Origin of the sequence: Thiopseudomonas alkaliphila, assembly GCF_001267175.1 — a bacterium.
Classification (GTDB): Bacteria; Pseudomonadota; Gammaproteobacteria; order Pseudomonadales; family Pseudomonadaceae; genus Oblitimonas; species Oblitimonas alkaliphila.
Map to the genome: position 1 here is coordinate 2,262,699 of NZ_CP012358.1, position 16,721 is coordinate 2,279,419.

The 16,721-nt window shown below is 49.1% G+C and carries 15 protein-coding genes; 5 read left to right on the forward strand and 10 right to left on the reverse strand.

The genetic code is table 11. The features are described from left to right. Positions 1–27: 27 nt before the first annotated feature. The 5 genes from dnaX to AKN87_RS10960 all read left to right on the forward strand — a co-directional run bounded on the left by dnaX (position 28) and on the right by AKN87_RS10960 (position 7,327). Positions 28–1,965, forward strand: a complete 1,938-nt coding sequence (gene dnaX / locus AKN87_RS10940; RefSeq protein ID WP_053103443.1) for a DNA polymerase III subunit gamma/tau — start codon at positions 28–30, stop codon at positions 1,963–1,965. A gap of 23 nt (positions 1,966–1,988) precedes the next feature. After that, positions 1,989–2,315: a YbaB/EbfC family nucleoid-associated protein gene (locus AKN87_RS10945; RefSeq protein ID WP_053101181.1), complete on the forward strand. Its 327-nt coding sequence runs from the start codon at positions 1,989–1,991 to the stop codon at positions 2,313–2,315. Between the two features lie 57 nt (positions 2,316–2,372). Continuing rightward, entirely contained in the window at positions 2,373–2,972 is a 600-nt protein-coding gene (recR, locus tag AKN87_RS10950) for a recombination mediator RecR (protein WP_053101183.1), read from the forward strand. 157 nt (positions 2,973–3,129) lie between these two features. Continuing rightward, complete coding sequence (locus AKN87_RS10955) at positions 3,130–4,260, forward strand: efflux RND transporter periplasmic adaptor subunit (protein ID WP_053103444.1); 1,131 nt, start codon at positions 3,130–3,132, stop codon at positions 4,258–4,260. Further along, a complete protein-coding gene (locus AKN87_RS10960; RefSeq protein ID WP_053103445.1) occupies positions 4,250–7,327 on the forward strand; it encodes an efflux RND transporter permease subunit in 3,078 nt (1,025 codons plus the stop codon). Before AKN87_RS10955 ends, AKN87_RS10960 begins: the two co-directional genes overlap by 11 nt. A 36-nt stretch (positions 7,328–7,363) precedes the next feature. Here the strand turns inward: AKN87_RS10960 and AKN87_RS10965 are convergent, their stop codons facing one another. The 10 genes from AKN87_RS10965 to minC all read right to left on the reverse strand — a co-directional run bounded on the left by AKN87_RS10965 (position 7,364) and on the right by minC (position 16,608). After that, positions 7,364–8,929, reverse strand: coding sequence for a BatD family protein (locus tag AKN87_RS10965; protein ID WP_053103446.1), 1,566 nt, complete (start codon positions 8,927–8,929; stop codon positions 7,364–7,366). Beyond that, a complete protein-coding gene (locus AKN87_RS10970) occupies positions 8,930–10,495 on the reverse strand; it encodes a vWA domain-containing protein (protein WP_053103447.1) in 1,566 nt (521 codons plus the stop codon). After that, positions 10,492–11,469: a VWA domain-containing protein gene (locus tag AKN87_RS10975; protein ID WP_053103448.1), complete on the reverse strand. Its 978-nt coding sequence runs from the start codon at positions 11,467–11,469 to the stop codon at positions 10,492–10,494. Before AKN87_RS10975 ends, AKN87_RS10970 begins: the two co-directional genes overlap by 4 nt. Beyond that, the gene (locus tag AKN87_RS10980) at positions 11,462–11,968 is read right to left on the reverse strand and encodes a DUF4381 domain-containing protein (protein WP_053101195.1); all 507 of its coding nucleotides are present in this window, start codon (positions 11,966–11,968) and stop codon (positions 11,462–11,464) included. Before AKN87_RS10980 ends, AKN87_RS10975 begins: the two co-directional genes overlap by 8 nt. Further along, positions 11,965–12,897, reverse strand: a complete 933-nt coding sequence (locus AKN87_RS10985; RefSeq protein ID WP_053103449.1) for a DUF58 domain-containing protein — start codon at positions 12,895–12,897, stop codon at positions 11,965–11,967. Before AKN87_RS10985 ends, AKN87_RS10980 begins: the two co-directional genes overlap by 4 nt. A gap of 1 nt (position 12,898) precedes the next feature. Further along, the gene (locus AKN87_RS10990) at positions 12,899–13,858 is read right to left on the reverse strand and encodes an AAA family ATPase (protein WP_053103450.1); all 960 of its coding nucleotides are present in this window, start codon (positions 13,856–13,858) and stop codon (positions 12,899–12,901) included. A gap of 100 nt (positions 13,859–13,958) precedes the next feature. Further along, positions 13,959–14,594 carry an RluA family pseudouridine synthase gene (locus tag AKN87_RS10995; RefSeq protein ID WP_053101201.1) on the reverse strand — a complete coding sequence of 212 codons (636 nt, stop codon included), beginning with the start codon at positions 14,592–14,594 and terminating at the stop codon, positions 13,959–13,961. 41 nt (positions 14,595–14,635) lie between these two features. Beyond that, positions 14,636–14,890: a cell division topological specificity factor MinE gene (minE, locus tag AKN87_RS11000; RefSeq protein ID WP_053101202.1), complete on the reverse strand. Its 255-nt coding sequence runs from the start codon at positions 14,888–14,890 to the stop codon at positions 14,636–14,638. Continuing rightward, the gene (minD, locus tag AKN87_RS11005) at positions 14,887–15,702 is read right to left on the reverse strand and encodes a septum site-determining protein MinD (RefSeq protein ID WP_053101204.1); all 816 of its coding nucleotides are present in this window, start codon (positions 15,700–15,702) and stop codon (positions 14,887–14,889) included. Before minD ends, minE begins: the two co-directional genes overlap by 4 nt. Positions 15,703–15,864: 162 nt before the next feature. After that, on the reverse strand, positions 15,865–16,608 hold the full coding sequence (minC, locus tag AKN87_RS11010) for a septum site-determining protein MinC (protein ID WP_053103451.1): 744 nt from the start codon (positions 16,606–16,608) through the stop codon (positions 15,865–15,867). Between the last annotated feature and the right edge of the window lie 113 nt (positions 16,609–16,721).

Below are 16,721 nucleotides of genomic sequence, written 5' to 3' on the forward strand. Positions count from 1 at the left end.
TTTAATCCCTTGAAACAGTAGGTGACGATGAGTTATCAAGTGCTGGCGCGTAAATGGCGTCCTAAAAATTTTGCAGAAATGGTCGGGCAAGCCCATGTGCTCAAGGCCTTAATTAATGCACTTGATAGTCAGCGCTTACACCATGCCTATTTATTCACCGGCACCCGTGGCGTAGGAAAAACTACCATTGCGCGGATTATGGCCAAGTGCTTGAACTGTGAGCAAGGCGTCAGTTCAACGCCCTGTGGGCAGTGTTCAATTTGCCGCGAGGTAGATGAAGGGCGCTTTGTTGATTTAATCGAGGTGGATGCGGCCAGTAAAACCAAGGTCGAGGATACCCGTGAGTTACTCGATAATGTGCAGTATATGCCCAGCCGTGGGCGTTATAAGGTATACCTCATTGACGAGGTGCACATGCTATCGACCAGCTCATTTAATGCGTTGCTAAAAACCTTAGAAGAGCCACCGAGTTACGTTAAGTTTCTATTGGCTACCACTGATCCACAGAAGCTACCCCCTACGATTTTATCGCGCTGCTTGCAGTTTTCTCTAAAAAATATGCAGCCTGAGCCTATTGTTGGGCATTTGTCTGATGTGTTAAGCGCTGAGCAAATCCCCTTTGATACCGACGCTTTATGGTTGCTTGGGCGCGCGGCTAACGGCTCTATGCGTGATGCGATGAGTCTAACTGATCAGGCGGTAGCTTTTGGTCAGGGACAGATACGTGCTGAAGATGTGCGAGCAATGCTTGGTTCGATTGATCAGGGCCATACTTACAGCATTTTACAGGCGTTATTACAAGGTGATGGCGCGCAATTATTGCAGGCGATTGGCCTGCTGGCTGACCAAGGTCCAGATTGGGCAATGGCGCTCAGCGAGTTATTAAGTATTTTGCACCGTGCCGCGGTAGCGCAATTGGTCCCTGATGCGATTGATAATGGCCAAGGTGATCGTGAGCAAGTTTTAGCGATTGCGCAAACGGTAACGGCTGAAGATTTACAGTTCTACTATCAAGTTGGGTTAATTGGGCAGCGAGATTTACCGTTAGCTCCTGATGGGCGCAGTGGTTTTGAGATGGTTTTGCTGCGTATGTTAGCGTTTCGTCCGGCTGCTCTAGCGCATCAGCCAAGTGTGACTTTAGTCACTGCTGCAGATAGGGTTGATCCCAGCGCAGAAAAAAAAACTGAAAAAAACACCCTAGGCGTTAGCCTTTCTTCGCAACCGCAACCGCAACCGCAACCGCAACCGCAACCGCAACCGCAACCGCAAGCAGAAATCAGTGGGGAACCGGCGCCTTGGGAAGATGTACCTCAGCCTTCTGCAGCGCCAGCGGCTGAACCTGTAGCGGCCACTTTAGTAGCGCCTGAGCCACTCGCTCAGTTAGAGTCAGAGGACACAGAGGCTGACTCAGAAACTGATGAGATCGATGACGGCGCTCTCGATTCCTATGCCTATTTAATGGATATCCACCAGCATTATGCTGACTTACAGCAGTCTGAGGCCCAGCAAGCACCGGTGGGAGCAGTGGCTGATGAAGTCTTAGCTGAAGATTTACGGTTACAGATTCCAAGTGCCAGTGGGGTGGCTGCGGAGTGGCTCGAGATTTATCCACAACTCGAGTTAGCAGGAATGACTGCTAGCATTGCCGCGAACTGTGCGTTGATCGAAAAAACGGCAGAGCAGCATTGGTTAATGCATATTGAACAAGGACGTAGCTCATTACTGAATGCTAATCAGCAGCAGAGAATTGAGCAGGCAATCAGCGACTGGCTAGGGCAAAAAATTCAATTGGTAATCGAAAAACAGCCAGAGCAAGAGGTGGAGACCCCGGCTTTAGCCGAGTTACGGCGTAAAGCCCAAGCTCAGCATCAAGCGCATCAAGAAATTTTAAAAGATCCTATTGTAGTGCAGCTAATGGAGCAGTTTGGCGCTACAATTGTCCCCCAAACCGTTGAGCCAATTTAACAAGCAACTCAGAGGAAAAAGTTATGTTTAAAGGTGGAATGGCGGGCTTGATGAAGCAAGCTCAAGAAATGCAGGAAAAAATGCAAAAAGCTCAAGAAGAGCTAGCCAATGCAGAAGTTACGGGTGAGTCAGGTGCTGGTTTAGTCAGTATTGTGATGACCGGTCGACATGATGTACGTCGGGTTAATATTGATGCCAGCTTACTGGAAGAAGACAAAGAGATTTTAGAAGACTTAATCGCTGCTGCAGTTAATGATGCGGTGCGTAAAGTAGAGCAAAATACCCAAGAAAGCATGGCCGGCATGACCGCAGGTATGCAATTACCGCCAGGCTTTAAAATGCCTTTCTAAGCGTTAGTTAAGGTTCACGCCTGCACCTTGCTGCAGGCTTTTTTTTGTAGATTGATTATGTCTTTTAGTCCTTTAGTTCGACAGTTGTTGGATGCATTACGTGTATTGCCAGGCGTGGGACAAAAAACCGCCCAACGCATGGCTTTACAACTATTAGAGCGGGATCGAGGCGGTGCTTTACGTTTGGCAGAAGCCTTACAAGCAGCGATGCAGGGCGTTGGGTATTGCCAGCAATGCCGTGCGCTCAGTGAAGCAGATATTTGTGCTATTTGTGCCGATCCGAAACGTGAACAGCAGTTGCTGTGTGTAGTGCAAAGCCCAGTGGATGTGCATTTGGTAGAGCAAACCGGTTATCGCGGCTTGTATTTTGTCCTCAAGGGGCATCTCTCTCCATTAGATGGACTGGGGCCAGACTCCGTAGGTATTCCTGATTTGATCGAGCGTATTGAGCAAGGTCAGTTTAGTGAAGTGATCCTCGCCACCAACCCCACCGTAGAAGGTGAAGCAACCGCCCATTACATTGCCCAATTGTTACTCGGTGAGTCGCTTGTGGTATCGCGCTTAGCCCATGGCGTGCCACTGGGTGGAGAGTTAGAGCTAGTGGACGGCAGCACCTTAGCCCACGCTTTTGCCGGTAGAAAGCCTCTACTTCGTTAAATTCTGTGATAAAACCCAGTGATAAAAAACAGTGGGGAGTGTTGATGAGAGGACGCGCTTAACCAAATTTGTGACTAAGGTGTTGCTAGATTTATCGCTCAAACAAGTGTTTTAATGGGCTCATCAAACTTCATATTGTCAGCAGGTTGGGTTGGGTATGCCGTATCGTTTTTCTCTTATACTTGGGCTTATCAGTAGCGTCTGGCTGGTAGGTTGTCAGCAAGAGCCAGAACCAGCGGCGGTAGTGCGGCCGGTACTGGTCGCGCAACCTCAGGTAGGAGTTAGTCATAACGAAAGCTTTCCCGGTGAAGTCAGAGCCCGCTTTGAGCCTGAGCTGGCATTTCGTATCGGTGGTAAAGTCACCGAGCGCTTAGTCGATGTGGGGGCACGCGTTAAACAAGGCCAGCCGCTAGCTAAACTAGATGCTCAAGACGTTAATTTACAGTTGCAGTCAGCGCAAGCACAGGTCAGTGCCGCCCAGTCAAATCTTGCCTTAGTGAAAGCCGAGCGCGATCGTTATTTAAAGCTTAAGCAGCGTCAACTCGCTAGCCAGTCGCATTTTGACAATGCCGATACCCAGTATAAAACTGCGCTAGCCTCATTAAAGCAGGCGCAGGCACAATACGATGTGGCGAAAAACCAAAGCAGCTATAGCACCTTGTATGCACCGGCAGACGGGGTCATTAGCATGGCCCGCCTAGAGGTTGGGCAAGTGGTAGCCGCAGGGCAAACCGTCTTTGTGCTAGCAGCGGATGGTGAGCGAGAGGTGGTGATTGGTTTACCCGAGCAGACTGCGGCTCAGTTTAAAGTCGGTAATGCGGTCAAGGTTGAGCTGTGGAGTCATCCCGAGCAAAAGTATGAAGGCAGTATTCGTGAAATTTCACCGGCTGCTGATCCCCGTTCGCGCACCTTTGCAGCCCGAGTGAGTTTCGCCGCTGATAATAGCATGGCGGAAATCGGGCAAAGTGCCAGAGTCTATGCCTATAAAACTACGCGGCCGATGCTCAAACTTCCGCTCAGTGCAGTTACCGCAGAAAACAATCAGCCCTATGTGTGGCGTGTGGTGGCTCATTCAGAAGCAAATGAACAACTGATAACTGAGCGAGTTGATATTGAAACCGGTGCTTTTAGTGAGACCGAGGTGACGGTACTTTCAGGTTTGCAGAGCAGTGACTGGGTGGTGACGGGTGGCGTGCAGCTGCTACAAGCTGGGCAAGTGGTGACTGCGGTTGATCGAGATAACCGCCCAGTGCACCTAGGAGAGCAGGAGTCAGCAGATGCGCTTTAATCTCTCCGAGTGGTCGCTCAATAATCGCCCATTAATTTTATTTTTAATGATTATGCTGGGGTTGGCCGGTTTTTTTTCCTATAGCCAGCTTGGGCAAAGTGAAGATCCGCCGTTTACGTTTAAAGCCATGGTAATTCAAACCCTCTGGCCAGGTGCGACGGCGGAAGAAGTTTCACAGCAAGTAACGGAGCGGATTGAAAAGAAGCTGATGGAAACGGGGGAGTTCGAGCGAATTGTCTCGTTCTCGCGGCCAGGTGAATCCCAGGTAACTTTTCTGGCCAGTGATGATTTTAAATCTAAAGACATTCCTGAGTTGTGGTATCAGTTGCGTAAGAAAATCGGTGACATTCAATACAGCTTACCGCAAGGCATCATAGGCCCTTTTTTCAATGATGAGTTTGGGACTACGTTTGGCAATATCTACACCTTAACCGGCGACGGCTTTGATTACGCGACGTTGAAAGACTATGCCGATCGTTTACAGCTGCAACTACAGCGAGTTAAAAATGTGGGTAAGGTCGAGATCTTGGGCTTGCAAGAAGAGCGGATTTGGGTCGAAATCTCCAATACACGCTTAGCCACCATGGGTGTGCCTTGGCAAACGGTCCAGCAAGCGCTAGAAGAGCAAAATACCGTTACTGCGACAGGTTTTTTTGAAACTGCCAGTGATCGGGTGCAAATTCGGGTTAGCGGTCAGTTTGAAAATCTTGAACAAATTCGCGCTTTTCCGATTCGTGCGGGAGATCAAACCTTTCGTTTAGGTGATATCGCCACGGTATACCGCGGCTTCCAAGATCCCGCCGCACCTAAGGTGCGCTACCAGGGACAAGAGGCCTTAGCGATTGCAGTGGCGATGCGCGAGGGCGGCGATATTTTAGTCTTAGGCAAAGCCTTAGAGCAGGAGTTTGCGCGGCTTGAGCAAACCTTGCCCATTGGTATGACCTTAACTAAGGTCTCCGATCAGCCCGCAGCGGTTAAAACCAGTGTTGGTGAATTTGTTCAGGTACTGATTGAAGCTCTAGCGATTGTTTTGCTGGTGAGTTTTTTCTCACTGGGTTTTCGTACTGGCTTAGTCGTGGCGATTTCGATTCCGATTGTATTAGCCATGACCTTTACGGTGATGCATTACCTTAACATTGGGCTGCACAAAATCTCTTTAGGCTCTTTGGTATTGGCATTGGGCTTAATGGTTGATGATGCCATTATTGCCGTGGAAATGATGGCGATTAAAATGGAGCAAGGTTATAACCGGATCAAAGCGGCGAGCTTTGCTTGGACCAGTACCGCCTTTCCGATGCTGACCGGTACCTTAATTACTGCCGCCGGATTTTTACCGATTGCCACGGCTGCTTCTAGCGTGGGGGAATATACCCGCTCGATTTTCCAGGTAGTGGGTATTTCTTTGGTGGTGTCTTGGATTGCTGCGGTTATGTTTGTGCCGTATTTAGGGTATTACCTGTTACCAGATAATAAGCATCAGCAAGCCGCAGAAGCTCATGATCCCTATGACACACGCTTTTATCGTGCTGTTCGAGCGTTGGTTAATTGGTGTGTTGGCCATCGCTGGCTAGTGATTGGCGTGACCTTATTAGTCTTTAGCGGGGCAGTGGCTTTATTTAAGTTTGTACCGAAGCAGTTTTTCCCAGAATCGACTCGTTTAGAGATGATGGTTGATTTAAAACTGACTGAAGGGGCGTCACTGAGCGCCACCGAGCAACAGGTGCAACGTCTAGAAAAGCTCTTAGCCGAGCGTCAGGATATTGATAATTATGTGGCTTATGTTGGCACCGGTGCGCCACGCTTCTATTTGCCATTGGATCAACAATTACCGGCTACCAGCTTTGCCCAGTTTGTGATTGTGAGTAAAAGTTTAGCAGCACGGGCTGAACTGCGAACTTGGCTGATTGAGCGTTTACATCAAGATTTTCCTGAAGTACGGGCTAGGGTCACGTTATTAGAAAATGGGCCACCGGTGGGCTATCCCGTGCAGTTTCGCGTCTCGGGTGAACATATTGAAGAGGTACGCGCCCAAGCACGTAAGGTGGCTGAGGTGGTGCGGAGCAATAGTCATGTATCCAATGTGCATCTCGATTGGGAAGAGCCAAGTAAGGTAGTTAAGTTAACCATTGATCAAGACCGTGCGCGGGCCTTGGGGGTGAGCACGGCTGGCGTGTCACGCTTTTTGCAAAGTGCTCTATCTGGGATTGCCGTGGCCCAGTACCGTGAAGGCGATGAGTTAATTCAAATTCAGCAGCGTGGAGTGTTGAGCGATCGCACCGATCTTGCTGGGCTGGGTAACTTGGCGATTCCGACGGAAAATGGCACCAGCATCAGTTTATCCCAGGTCGCCACCCTGAGTTACGGTTTTGAAGAGGGAGTCATCTGGCGCCGCAACCGTTTACCTACGGTAACAGTGCGCGGTGATATTTATGGCAGTGCGCAGGCAGTAGATGTGGTGCAACAAATTTTGCCGCAATTAGCCGCTGTCCGTGAGCAGCTACCTGCCGGCTATCTGTTAGAAACAGGAGGTACGGTAGAGGATTCTAGTCGTGGCCAGAACTCAGTGGTGGTGGGTTTACCATTATTTTTAGTGGTGGTACTGAGTTTGTTGATGATCCAGCTACGCAGTTTTTCGCGCTCAGTGCTGGTATTTTTAACGGCACCCTTAGGCATGATTGGCGTCACGACGTTCTTGCTGCTCTTTGCCCAGCCCTTTGGCTTTGTAGCAATGTTGGGCACCATCGCCTTATCGGGCATGATTATGCGTAACTCGGTCATTTTGGTCGATCAAATAGAGCATGATATTGCTGCAGGGCATGGGCGCTGGCAGGCCATTGTCGATGCTACGGTGCGTCGCTTCCGACCCATAGTGCTGACTGCGATGGCTGCGGTGCTGGCGATGATTCCTTTGTCGCGCAGCGTATTTTTTGGTCCGATGGCTGTGGCTATCATGGGCGGCTTGGTATTTGCCACCGCGCTGACGTTATTATTCTTGCCGGCCCTTTACGCCGCTTGGTTTAAAGTCACAGCCGATGAGGATAAACCCAGTCCAGAGGCTACTGCTTAGCCCGCCAGTGCACTAGACAGTGTGCTTGAGTAAGGATTACTGAGGATACAGTGGCGGTAAATTATGTTGGCTAGCGTCGCTGCTTTGTTGTTGGTTTTGCAGGGCCAACAACACCTTAAGTAAGGCTGTTCCCTGCCATTCGCCGGCTTCTGGGCTATATAAGCAGCGATTGAGATCATCAAGGGCGCTGGCCAATTCAGGAAAGCGTTGACTGAGCTCATGCAGGGTTTCTGGATGAAAGGTAATCCACTGATCTAATGCTTGTCGTGCTTGCTGCGGCTGATGGTTTTCACAGGCGCGCAGCACGGCTTTAAAGGCACTTTCACTTTCGGTGTGGACGGTGTGCATAATCACTGCTGGTTGCCTACGGGCACGGCGCCAGAGATAAAAGTTTACAGCGGCCAGGATTAAGCTAAATCCGCTGAATAGCTGCCAGAATAGCAGCCAATTCAGCGAGTTATCAGTGATAGGAGCGGCTTTAGTGTTGGGTAAGGGCGCATTCAACGGGCGCTGGCTAACATTCACTGCTAATGGCGGGAGTTGGGTGCGCATTACCTGTTGTGTTTCAGTGTTCCACCAAGTGATGGCCGGCGTGGGAATGCTAAATTGTCCCTGTGGATTGATCACGAGTGCCGCGCGTAAACGTTTTTCACTGATTAAGCCTTGGGGTTGTTTATGCTCGAGGGTTTGTGGTGGCTCTGGATAGAGGTTAAAGCCTTCAGGGAGATTCATCGATAGATTTGGCAGTAAGCTACTGGGTAGTCCTTCTGCGGTAAATTTGACTTGATAGGTAAGTGGACTGCCTTGCAGCACATTACCGTTATCGGGCAGTACCTGATGCTCAATCTCTAGTTTACGTGCTGGAATCCAAGGCGCGTCGCTGGGGTACTCGTTAGGAATAGGCAGCACTTGCAAGAGCAGGGGCTGTGAACTGGTCTCAATCCGTGTCGGTTGCTCACCGGCAGTCGTAGCGGAAAAAGACAGTGCTGGGATTTCCAGCAAACCTGTTTGCTGAGGAAAAATGGCGTAATTTAGTTCAATCACACCAAAGCGTTGCTGATCTTGATTGACTTGGTACACCTTGGGCGGCCCAAGAGCCTCTACTCGTGCGCTACTGAGCTGTAAGGGGCTAAGTGTGGCATCTGGAAACAAGGGCATACGATGTAACAGGCGTACAGTTAAGCGGGCTTGGGCTTGTAGATACACGGTAGAACGTTCGAGCTGTGCTTGTAGCAGGAGCGGACGGTCTAACTGGGGCAGTGGTTGGTTGTTAACAACCTCAAGGGTGAGTGGCCTTGAGCTATAAGCACCGAGGGTTAATGCTGGAATAGCCAGTTGGCCTATACGTTTAGGTCTTAGTTGCAGACGCCATTGTTGTTTAGGGCTTGTTTGTTGCTGAGTTGAAAGTAGTTCAAAGTCCTGCTGTAGGCTGGAGAAATCTGGCTGAAAAACCTGCTCAGGGCCTTGATAGCTGAGCGTTAACTCAACTTGTTCACCCAGAATCAGTCGTTGTTTATCTAGATTGACTTCAAGCTCGGCGGCGCTAACTAACTGACTGAAAAGTATAGACAAGGTGATCAGTAAAGCAGATAAACGAGACATTTAGCGAGCTTCCTCAGATTGCAGTTCTAGCCGAAATTTCTTTTTTAATAGGGCGCTGGGATTATCTGGAATTTGTTCCAGCCATAGCTCTAAGGCAAAGGCTGACAGTTCAGTGGTGAGCGGTGTCTGCAGGCCCTTAACTGACGCGTTTTCGGCAGTCTGCTGGCTAAAAGGTAGTTGCTCTACAGCAATGTTTTCCACAGCAGTAGGTGCTTCTACAGCAGGTTTTGGCTTCGCTGGGGAGGGGTTTAGTTGGGCAATGGCTTGCTCGGTGAGTTGTAAGTTATGGCGTGCGGCGCTTAAGTCGGGTTGACGCTCTAAGGCCTTAGCAAAGGCTGCAGCAGCGGCTTCAAGTTCTCCGGCCATAAATAGCGCCAATCCTTGGTTATACATATCTTCAGCCAAACTGCCTGCAGCAAACAACTCTGCGGCCAGTAGATATTGGCCGGCCTGAAAGTGCGCCACCGCTTTCCAACGGCGGTCAACAAATAACTCGGCCGCTTGTGCTGGGTCTGACTCAAGCAAGCGATAGGCCTGCTGATCGGCTCGTAGCCAGAGTTGTTCTGGGTAACTGGCTTCACTGTGAGGAAGGTCAATCCATAGTAACAGCACCAGCAGCCAGCCTTGGCGAGCACCCAGAGCGATTAATAAGACAATACAGAGCAATAGCCAACTAATCACCGGCAGTGGTTGTGGCTGTAGTTTCTGTTGACTGGCTTGCTTAGCTAATTGCTCAAATAGTAAGGGTAGTTGTTGTAAGTATATCAGTTGTACGGACGGCTGCTTGGCTAGTGTTTGTAGGGAGGCAAGTTGTAACTTAGCCAGTAATATTTGATCTTCGGCATCGCGTGCCAGTTGCCCGTCTTTTAGGTAGGGAGAGCCTTGTTCGGTGCCGATCGGTACTAGATACAGTGGATTGGCTTGAATGTCTAGCCGTTGGATAATGGCTTGCTGCTCGGCAGCAGTGAGTCGGTCGGTAAAGAGAATAATGGGATTGTGTGGCGTCTTGCTCAGTAGTTGTTGAGCTGCGGCAACGCCTAAATCAGCCTGTTGTCCGGCTTTGGGCATAATGCTTGGGCTAAGGCTGCGTAGCAGGTGGCGGCTGAGGGTGAGGTCTTGCGTGGGGGGCAATAGAACATGAGCGCTACCGGCGTACACCACCCAGCCTAAACTGATCGAGGACTGGGGCAGTTGTTGAATCAGCTGTTCCCGCAAATACTGTAAGCGATTGGGACTCCAGTCGGTGGCCAGCATGGCATCTGAAAGCGGAAATACCATGACTGCCGGAAACTCTTCGGCGGCATCACTGGCAATTACCCGATAGGGACCGGCTAACGCAATACAGGTCAGACTTAAAGTAAGGCTAATCAGCAGCCATTTGATTTTTTCATTGGCGTGCTTGGGTTGGGTCAATAATGCTTTATGTAAAGCGCTAGGCAGTTTCTTTTGCCAGTGACTGGGGGTACGTGGTTGGCGAGCAATCCAGACAATTGCTGCTAATAAGAGCGGCAAGAGTATCAGCCAGAGCGGTCTAACCCAGATAATCCCCACTGTTTCTAAATTCATGTTGCTGACCTCTTACGGGTGATAGGCCAGCTGTGCCGCCAATAACGACGGGAATAAAATCCAATAAATAACACCAAACCCAGGCTCAACGGCCAGTGATATAAGGGTTGTGCCTGATACCACGAGCGATTTAGGCTCGTAGGGATAAGTTGTTCAAGGGCATCTAGTAGGTGATCAAGGGAGGTTTGATCCTGCAAGTGAAAAAACTGTCCTTGGGTGCTTTGCGCCAATTGCTCTAGGGCAGCAAGGTGCGCATTCGCAGCAGGCTGTTCTGCATTATTGCCAACCGCAATGGCATAAATTTTAATACCGGCTAAAGCTGCTAGCTGCGCTGCAGCTTGGGGAGCCATGACGCCAGTGGTGTTTTCTCCATCACTGATCAATAACAGCGTTTTTTCCGAGTCAAATTCGCGTAAGGTTTTAATCGATAAACCAATGGCATCGCCAATGGCAGTTTGCTCGCCGGCTAAACCTATTTGAGCCTCTAGTAGCCAGCGTTGTAAAGCATGATGTTCTAAGGTGAGTGGGGCATATAAAAAAGCTTGGTCAGCAAAAAACACCAAGCCAAAGCGATCACGTGGTCGCTGAGCAATTAATTGCTTAATAAGTTGCTGTACTAAAGCTAAGCGTGTGACTGCTGTTTGCTCTAGCTCTACATCAACGATCTCCATTGAGCTAGATAAATCAATGGCGAGTAACAGATCACGTCCGGAAAAAGGCAGAGTTTGCGGTTGTTGTTTTAGTTGCGGCTGAGCGGCAGCAGTCAAAAAACAGAGCCACAGTAGGCTATAAAACAACCCACGTTTAAGGGTGGCGGGGCTAAATTTGTTGGGTTTCTGAGCTAAGGCTTGTAAGTTAGCCAGCCAAGGAACCTGTAGATAGTGAGTCGCCCTAGGGGCACTGGGTAAGAGCCAGTAGCAGAGTAAGGGCAGAGGTAATAATAGCCATACCCATGGCCAAGCAAACTCAAACATGCTTATTAATCCAGTGGGTCACTGACTGATACAAAGCCTGCTGCGCGGTGAGTGACAGCTGACAATTGGCTTTATAGGGCCCCTCTACCAGAATCATCCAGCGCGTCAGCCCTGCTGAAGGGCAGCGACTATCTAAGAAAGCCAGCCATTCACGACCGGTTAACGTGTGCGGCTGTTGTTCTGCATAGCGGGTCATGGCCACTCGCTTCAGTAATTGATTCAGTTGTTGTAACCATTGGGCGGTGGATAAGTTAGCCACCGGCGGGGCCAGTAATTGCAGTTGCTGCAAGGTGCTTAGCTTAAGGCTGTGTTGGGCATCGATGACTGTTGCTGTAGTAGGTTTTCTTTGTTGTTGACGCTGATAGAACGTATAACTAGCAACCAGCAGGCTAGCGAATAATAAACCTAATAACCACCAGCCAATGGCTAACGGCCAATAGCTGATGGGTTCTGGCAGTATTAAGGGGGCTAGGCCTTGGGGCAAAGTAACGTTGGTCATAAGCGAGCAGGTACGGTGCGGGCTAAAAAACGGGTCAATTGCGCAAGTACATCTTCAGCCGTATTAATTGGCAATAGCGGCGCGGCAGTCAAGACCGCTAGTTGCTGCCAGCGGGCTTGTTGTTGCAAATAATTGTCTTGCCAAGCCGCTTGCAGTGCACGTTGTTGCTCCAGGTCTAGCTGTAATGAGGTGGAACCTTGGCTGAGCGCTAGCAGTTCGACTTCAGGTAATTTCGCCTCAAGGGGATCGCTGAGAGGCAATAAAATTAGCTCATGCTTTTCGGCAAGGCGCAGCAATTGATAGTGGGCGGCTTGGCTGAGCGCTTGCTGATCACAGATTAAAACCAGCGTACAGCTACCGAGCAATTGTGCCTGTAAGGCGAGTAATACCTGTTCTAAACTCAATTCGGCCGTTTGGGTTGCGGGTTTGAGTGCTTGATTAAAGCTGACAATTTGCTGCAGTAAATGCAATAAACCCGAGCGTTCACGGGTTGGCTTAGTCATTTGCCAGTGCTGATTATTAAATACTATGCCGCCGACCCGATCCTGATGTTGCATCGCTGACCAGCCAAATAAACTGGCTAAAATAGCGGCCTGGCTAGATTTTAAAAAGCAGGTAGAAGAAAAAAATAATTGTGGGCTTTGCTCTACTAGCAGAAATACGGGGCGCTCACGTTCTTCTTGAAACACGCGACTATGGGTTTCACCACTGCGTGCGGTTACGCGCCAATCAATACTGCGCACATCATCGCCAGCTTGATAACGACGCACTTGATCAAAGTCCATGCCGCGACCGCGTAAGCGCGTTTGATATTTACCGGAGGTATGGTTTTTGGGCCAATGTACGTTCAGTACATCCAGCTGGGTAACGGCATGTCGTGTAGCCAGTAAATCACTTAAGCTGATGTGGGCAGTGGCTTGGCTTAACATGTTAAATAATCGGTACGATATCAATCAGGTGCTGTAATACGGCATCATGTTCAATACCCGTCGCCTCAGCTTCAAAGGACAGTAAGATACGATGCCTTAAGCAGTCGAACAGCACGGCCTGAATATCATCAGGACTGACAAAATCACGGCCGGCTAACCAGGCATGGGCCCGTGCGCAACGATCTAGGGCAATGGAGCCGCGGGGGCTGGCACCATAACGAATCCAACTGGCCAATTGCGCATCAAATTTAGCTGGGGTGCGAGTGGCAACCACTAGCTGCACTAAATACTCTTCCACCGCATCGGCCATATGCAATTGCAAAATTTCCTGGCGTGCAGCAAACACGGCCGCTTCATCTACGCGCTGTAAACTCGTTAGATTGGGCTCTAAAATTTCTTGGCGAGCTTGCTGTAAGATTTTTCGCTCGACGCTGACATCGGGAAAATCCAGCTGCACATGCATTAAAAAACGGTCTAGCTGAGCTTCGGGTAAAGGGTAAGTGCCTTCTTGCTCTAAGGGGTTTTGGGTGGCCATAACCAAAAATAATTCAGGCAAGGGATAGGTTTGGTTACCAATACTGACTTGACGTTCGGCCATCGCCTCTAAGAGTGCGGACTGTACTTTAGCTGGTGCACGGTTAATTTCATCGGCCAAAATCAGGTTATGAAATACCGGCCCTGGTTGAAACTCAAAGGCTTGGTTTTCTGGACGATAAATATCACTGCCGGTGATATCAGCAGGTAATAAATCAGGGGTGAACTGAATTCTTTGAAACTGGGTAGCTAAGCCTTTAGCTAATTCTTTAATTGAGCGAGTTTTTGCCAGGCCCGGTGCGCCTTCGACCAGTAAATGGCCATCGGCTAACAAGGCAATCAGCAGTCGATCAATTAACTGTTCTTGACCTAAAATTTGCTGCTGCAGGTGTTGGCGTAAACGAGTTAAGTCAGTGCGGTGGCCCATAGCATGTCATCACAGAATAAAAAGAGTATTTACTCTACTTGAGTTAGCGAAAAAAAGCTTTGAATTTGCACACAGTGGTAGGTACGTAAACTACTGTGGTTTAAAAGGGTGCAGGGCAGTGAAAGTTTAGCTGTTCGCCGCTACTAGGATGGGTGAAACCAAGATCGGTTGCATGCAAGCACAGCCGTTCATGGGCCGCGATCGCAGCGGGATTGGCATAAAGCTTGTCGCCTAAAATCGGGTGGCCGAGTGCTTGCATATGCAGGCGTAATTGGTGTGAGCGCCCAGTGTAAGGAATCAGTTCCATACGACAAAAAGTTGGTTGTTGCTCTAAGCAGCGCCAGAACGTCAGCGCCCGCTTACCTAATATTAAATCAATAATTTGCCGTGGTTTATTCGGTGGATCATAACGCATGGCTAGATCAATATTGCCGGCATTCGATTGGGGCTGGCCCCAACACAAAGCTTCGTAGCGTTTTAGTGTCTGTCGGTTTTGAAATTGCAGTGACAGTGCACGATGCGCTTCGGGAGTGCGAGCGAGCACCATCAAGCCAGTGGTTTCCCAGTCTAAACGGTGCACAATTAAGGCTTCGGGGTAACCATTTTGCTGTAAGCGTAAAATTACGCTGTCTTTATTGTCTTCGGCTCGGCCCGGAACGGAGAGCAGCAAAGTGGGTTTATTAACCACCATCAACTGTGAGTCGAGATAAACAATAGGTAGATTAGAGAGCGGCATTCGGCATGACCAGTGCCGCTAAGCAGCACTGGACTTCTCTTTTAACGATCAGGCAAGGTAACGTTTAGCTCAAGTACTGAGTAATTTTCTTGAGTATCTAAAATCACGTTCATTTGATCATCATCGATGTGCACGTATTTGCGAATTACAGTCAGCAACTCATCGCGTAATGCTGGCAAATAATCAGGCTGTTCACGTTGCCCACGTTCATGGGCAACGATAATTTGTAAGCGTTCTTTAGCAATACTAGCTGTAGCAGGCTTTTTTCTGGAACGAAAGAAATTTAGGATGCTCACTCTTTACCTCCAAATAGACGCTGGAGGAAGCCTTTCTTTTCAACTTCCAAGAAACGATGGGGAACTTCTTTACCCAGTAAACGCTCAACGGCATCGCTATAAGCTTGGCCAGCGTCACTGTCTTCATCAAGAATAACCGGCACCCCTTGGTTAGACGCTTTAAGTACTGCCTGTGACTCAGGAATAACGCCGATCATGCGGATCGAGAGAATTTCTTCAACGTCTTCTACACTCAGCATCTCGCCTCTGGCAACCCGCTCAGGGCTGTAGCGAGTGAGTAGTAAGTGCTCGGCAATTGGCTCTAGACCTTCTTTAGCGCGGCGTGATTTGCTTGAGAGCAAACCAAGCATACGATCAGAGTCACGTACTGAAGAAACTTCAGGGTTGGTGACTACAATCGCCTCATCAGCGAGGTACATTGCCATTTCTGCGCCTTTTTCAATCCCAGCGGGTGAGTCGCAGATGACATAATCAAATTGCTCGGCGAGCTCAGTGATTACTTTTTCTACACCTTCAGCGGTTAACGCATCTTTATCACGGGTTTGGCTGGCTGCTAGCACAAAAAGATTTTCTAAGCGTTTATCTTTGATTAAGGCTTGGTTTAGCGTCGCGTCGCCATTAATCACGTTAATAAAGTCGTAAACTACTCGACGCTCACAGCCCATGATTAAGTCGAGGTTACGTAAACCCACATCAAAGTCGACAATAACGGTTTTGTGTCCGCGAAGCGCCAAGCCTGTGCCGATCGCTGCGCTAGTAGTAGTTTTACCTACACCGCCTTTACCAGAGGTCACAACGAGAATTTTGCCCAAGCGAGTCACCTTTTAAAAAATAAATAAAAACAAAAATAAGGACTTAAGAATAATAAATCTGTAATAGGTTCCCAGCTTTACTCTTTAGCCACCTACACCAAAATAAGGCTAGTTATAGAACAGAAAACAACAAATAAGTCAAACTAGCCGCGCAAGTATGCGTTAAAGAGCCTGTATTTTCAACAAATTCTCAGCTAAAGCAATGCTGCAAGACTCGCCCCATAACGGATCATTTTTTAGGTCTTCTGCTACTTTGTAGTGACCAGCAATTGATAGCAGCTCGGCTGCCATTTGTTGGCAGAAAATCATGCTACGAGTATCGCCTTTAACACCAGCCAATGCACGCCCACGTAAAGGGCCATAGACATGAATATGACCATCGGCCAAAATTTCGGCTCCAGCACTGACTGCCGCCAGTACAATCAGATCCGCGCCTTCAGCGTAAATTTGCTGGCCGCTACGGATTGGCTGGGTAATTAGCTTGGTTGGACGACAGTTGTCACTGGTTTCTGCAGGCTCTGGTTCAGCTATCGGCGCAGGGGGTTCGGCTTTGGTTTCTGTCGTGTGTTCAGCGCCCGGTTGATTTATGATAGCCACACCCAATTGTTTGGCTTGTTGTTGAATTTGCGGTTGTTGTGCTTTAACTCCGATAACTTGCAGGCCATGGTTGTGGCATAGGGTTATCAGGTTTTGCAGCCTAAAGTCGGTGGCGAGGTTTTCCAACAGGTTTAGATTCAGCACAATGGGGGCATCAACAAAAAACTGCGGTGCTTGGCTGATATGTGCAGCCAGTTGTGTTTCCAGCTTAGTGAGATCGTACTCTGTTAGTTCAAGTACCGTAAGAGAAAGCATGCTGCCTTTCAGTTGGAATAGGGCAGGCTCTGAATGACTAGAAGACGGGCTCATGGGATGTATATCGATCCAAACAGATAGAGAGAAAACTAGGGCATCTAGTAGATAGTGGGCACATGCTACTGTATTTTCGTGACAAATTGCAGTCACCCACGGGATAAATATCG

Bases quoted from the DNA above. Each gene is read 5' to 3' on its own strand.
- dnaX (WP_053103443.1), top strand. From the start codon at position 28: ATGAGTTATCAAGTGCTGGCGCGTAAATGGCGTCCTAAAAATTTTGCA.
- AKN87_RS10945 (WP_053101181.1), top strand. From the start codon at position 1,989: ATGTTTAAAGGTGGAATGGCGGGCTTGATGAAGCAAGCTCAAGAAATG.
- recR (WP_053101183.1), top strand. From the start codon at position 2,373: ATGTCTTTTAGTCCTTTAGTTCGACAGTTGTTGGATGCATTACGTGTA.
- AKN87_RS10955 (WP_053103444.1), top strand. From the start codon at position 3,130: ATGCCGTATCGTTTTTCTCTTATACTTGGGCTTATCAGTAGCGTCTGG.
- AKN87_RS10960 (WP_053103445.1), top strand. From the start codon at position 4,250: ATGCGCTTTAATCTCTCCGAGTGGTCGCTCAATAATCGCCCATTAATT.
- AKN87_RS10965 (WP_053103446.1), bottom strand. From the start codon at position 8,929: ATGTCTCGTTTATCTGCTTTACTGATCACCTTGTCTATACTTTTCAGT.
- AKN87_RS10970 (WP_053103447.1), bottom strand. From the start codon at position 10,495: ATGAATTTAGAAACAGTGGGGATTATCTGGGTTAGACCGCTCTGGCTG.
- AKN87_RS10975 (WP_053103448.1), bottom strand. From the start codon at position 11,469: ATGTTTGAGTTTGCTTGGCCATGGGTATGGCTATTATTACCTCTGCCC.
- AKN87_RS10980 (WP_053101195.1), bottom strand. From the start codon at position 11,968: ATGACCAACGTTACTTTGCCCCAAGGCCTAGCCCCCTTAATACTGCCA.
- AKN87_RS10985 (WP_053103449.1), bottom strand. From the start codon at position 12,897: ATGTTAAGCCAAGCCACTGCCCACATCAGCTTAAGTGATTTACTGGCT.
- AKN87_RS10990 (WP_053103450.1), bottom strand. From the start codon at position 13,858: ATGGGCCACCGCACTGACTTAACTCGTTTACGCCAACACCTGCAGCAG.
- AKN87_RS10995 (WP_053101201.1), bottom strand. From the start codon at position 14,594: ATGCCGCTCTCTAATCTACCTATTGTTTATCTCGACTCACAGTTGATG.
- minC (WP_053103451.1), bottom strand. From the start codon at position 16,608: ATGAGCCCGTCTTCTAGTCATTCAGAGCCTGCCCTATTCCAACTGAAA.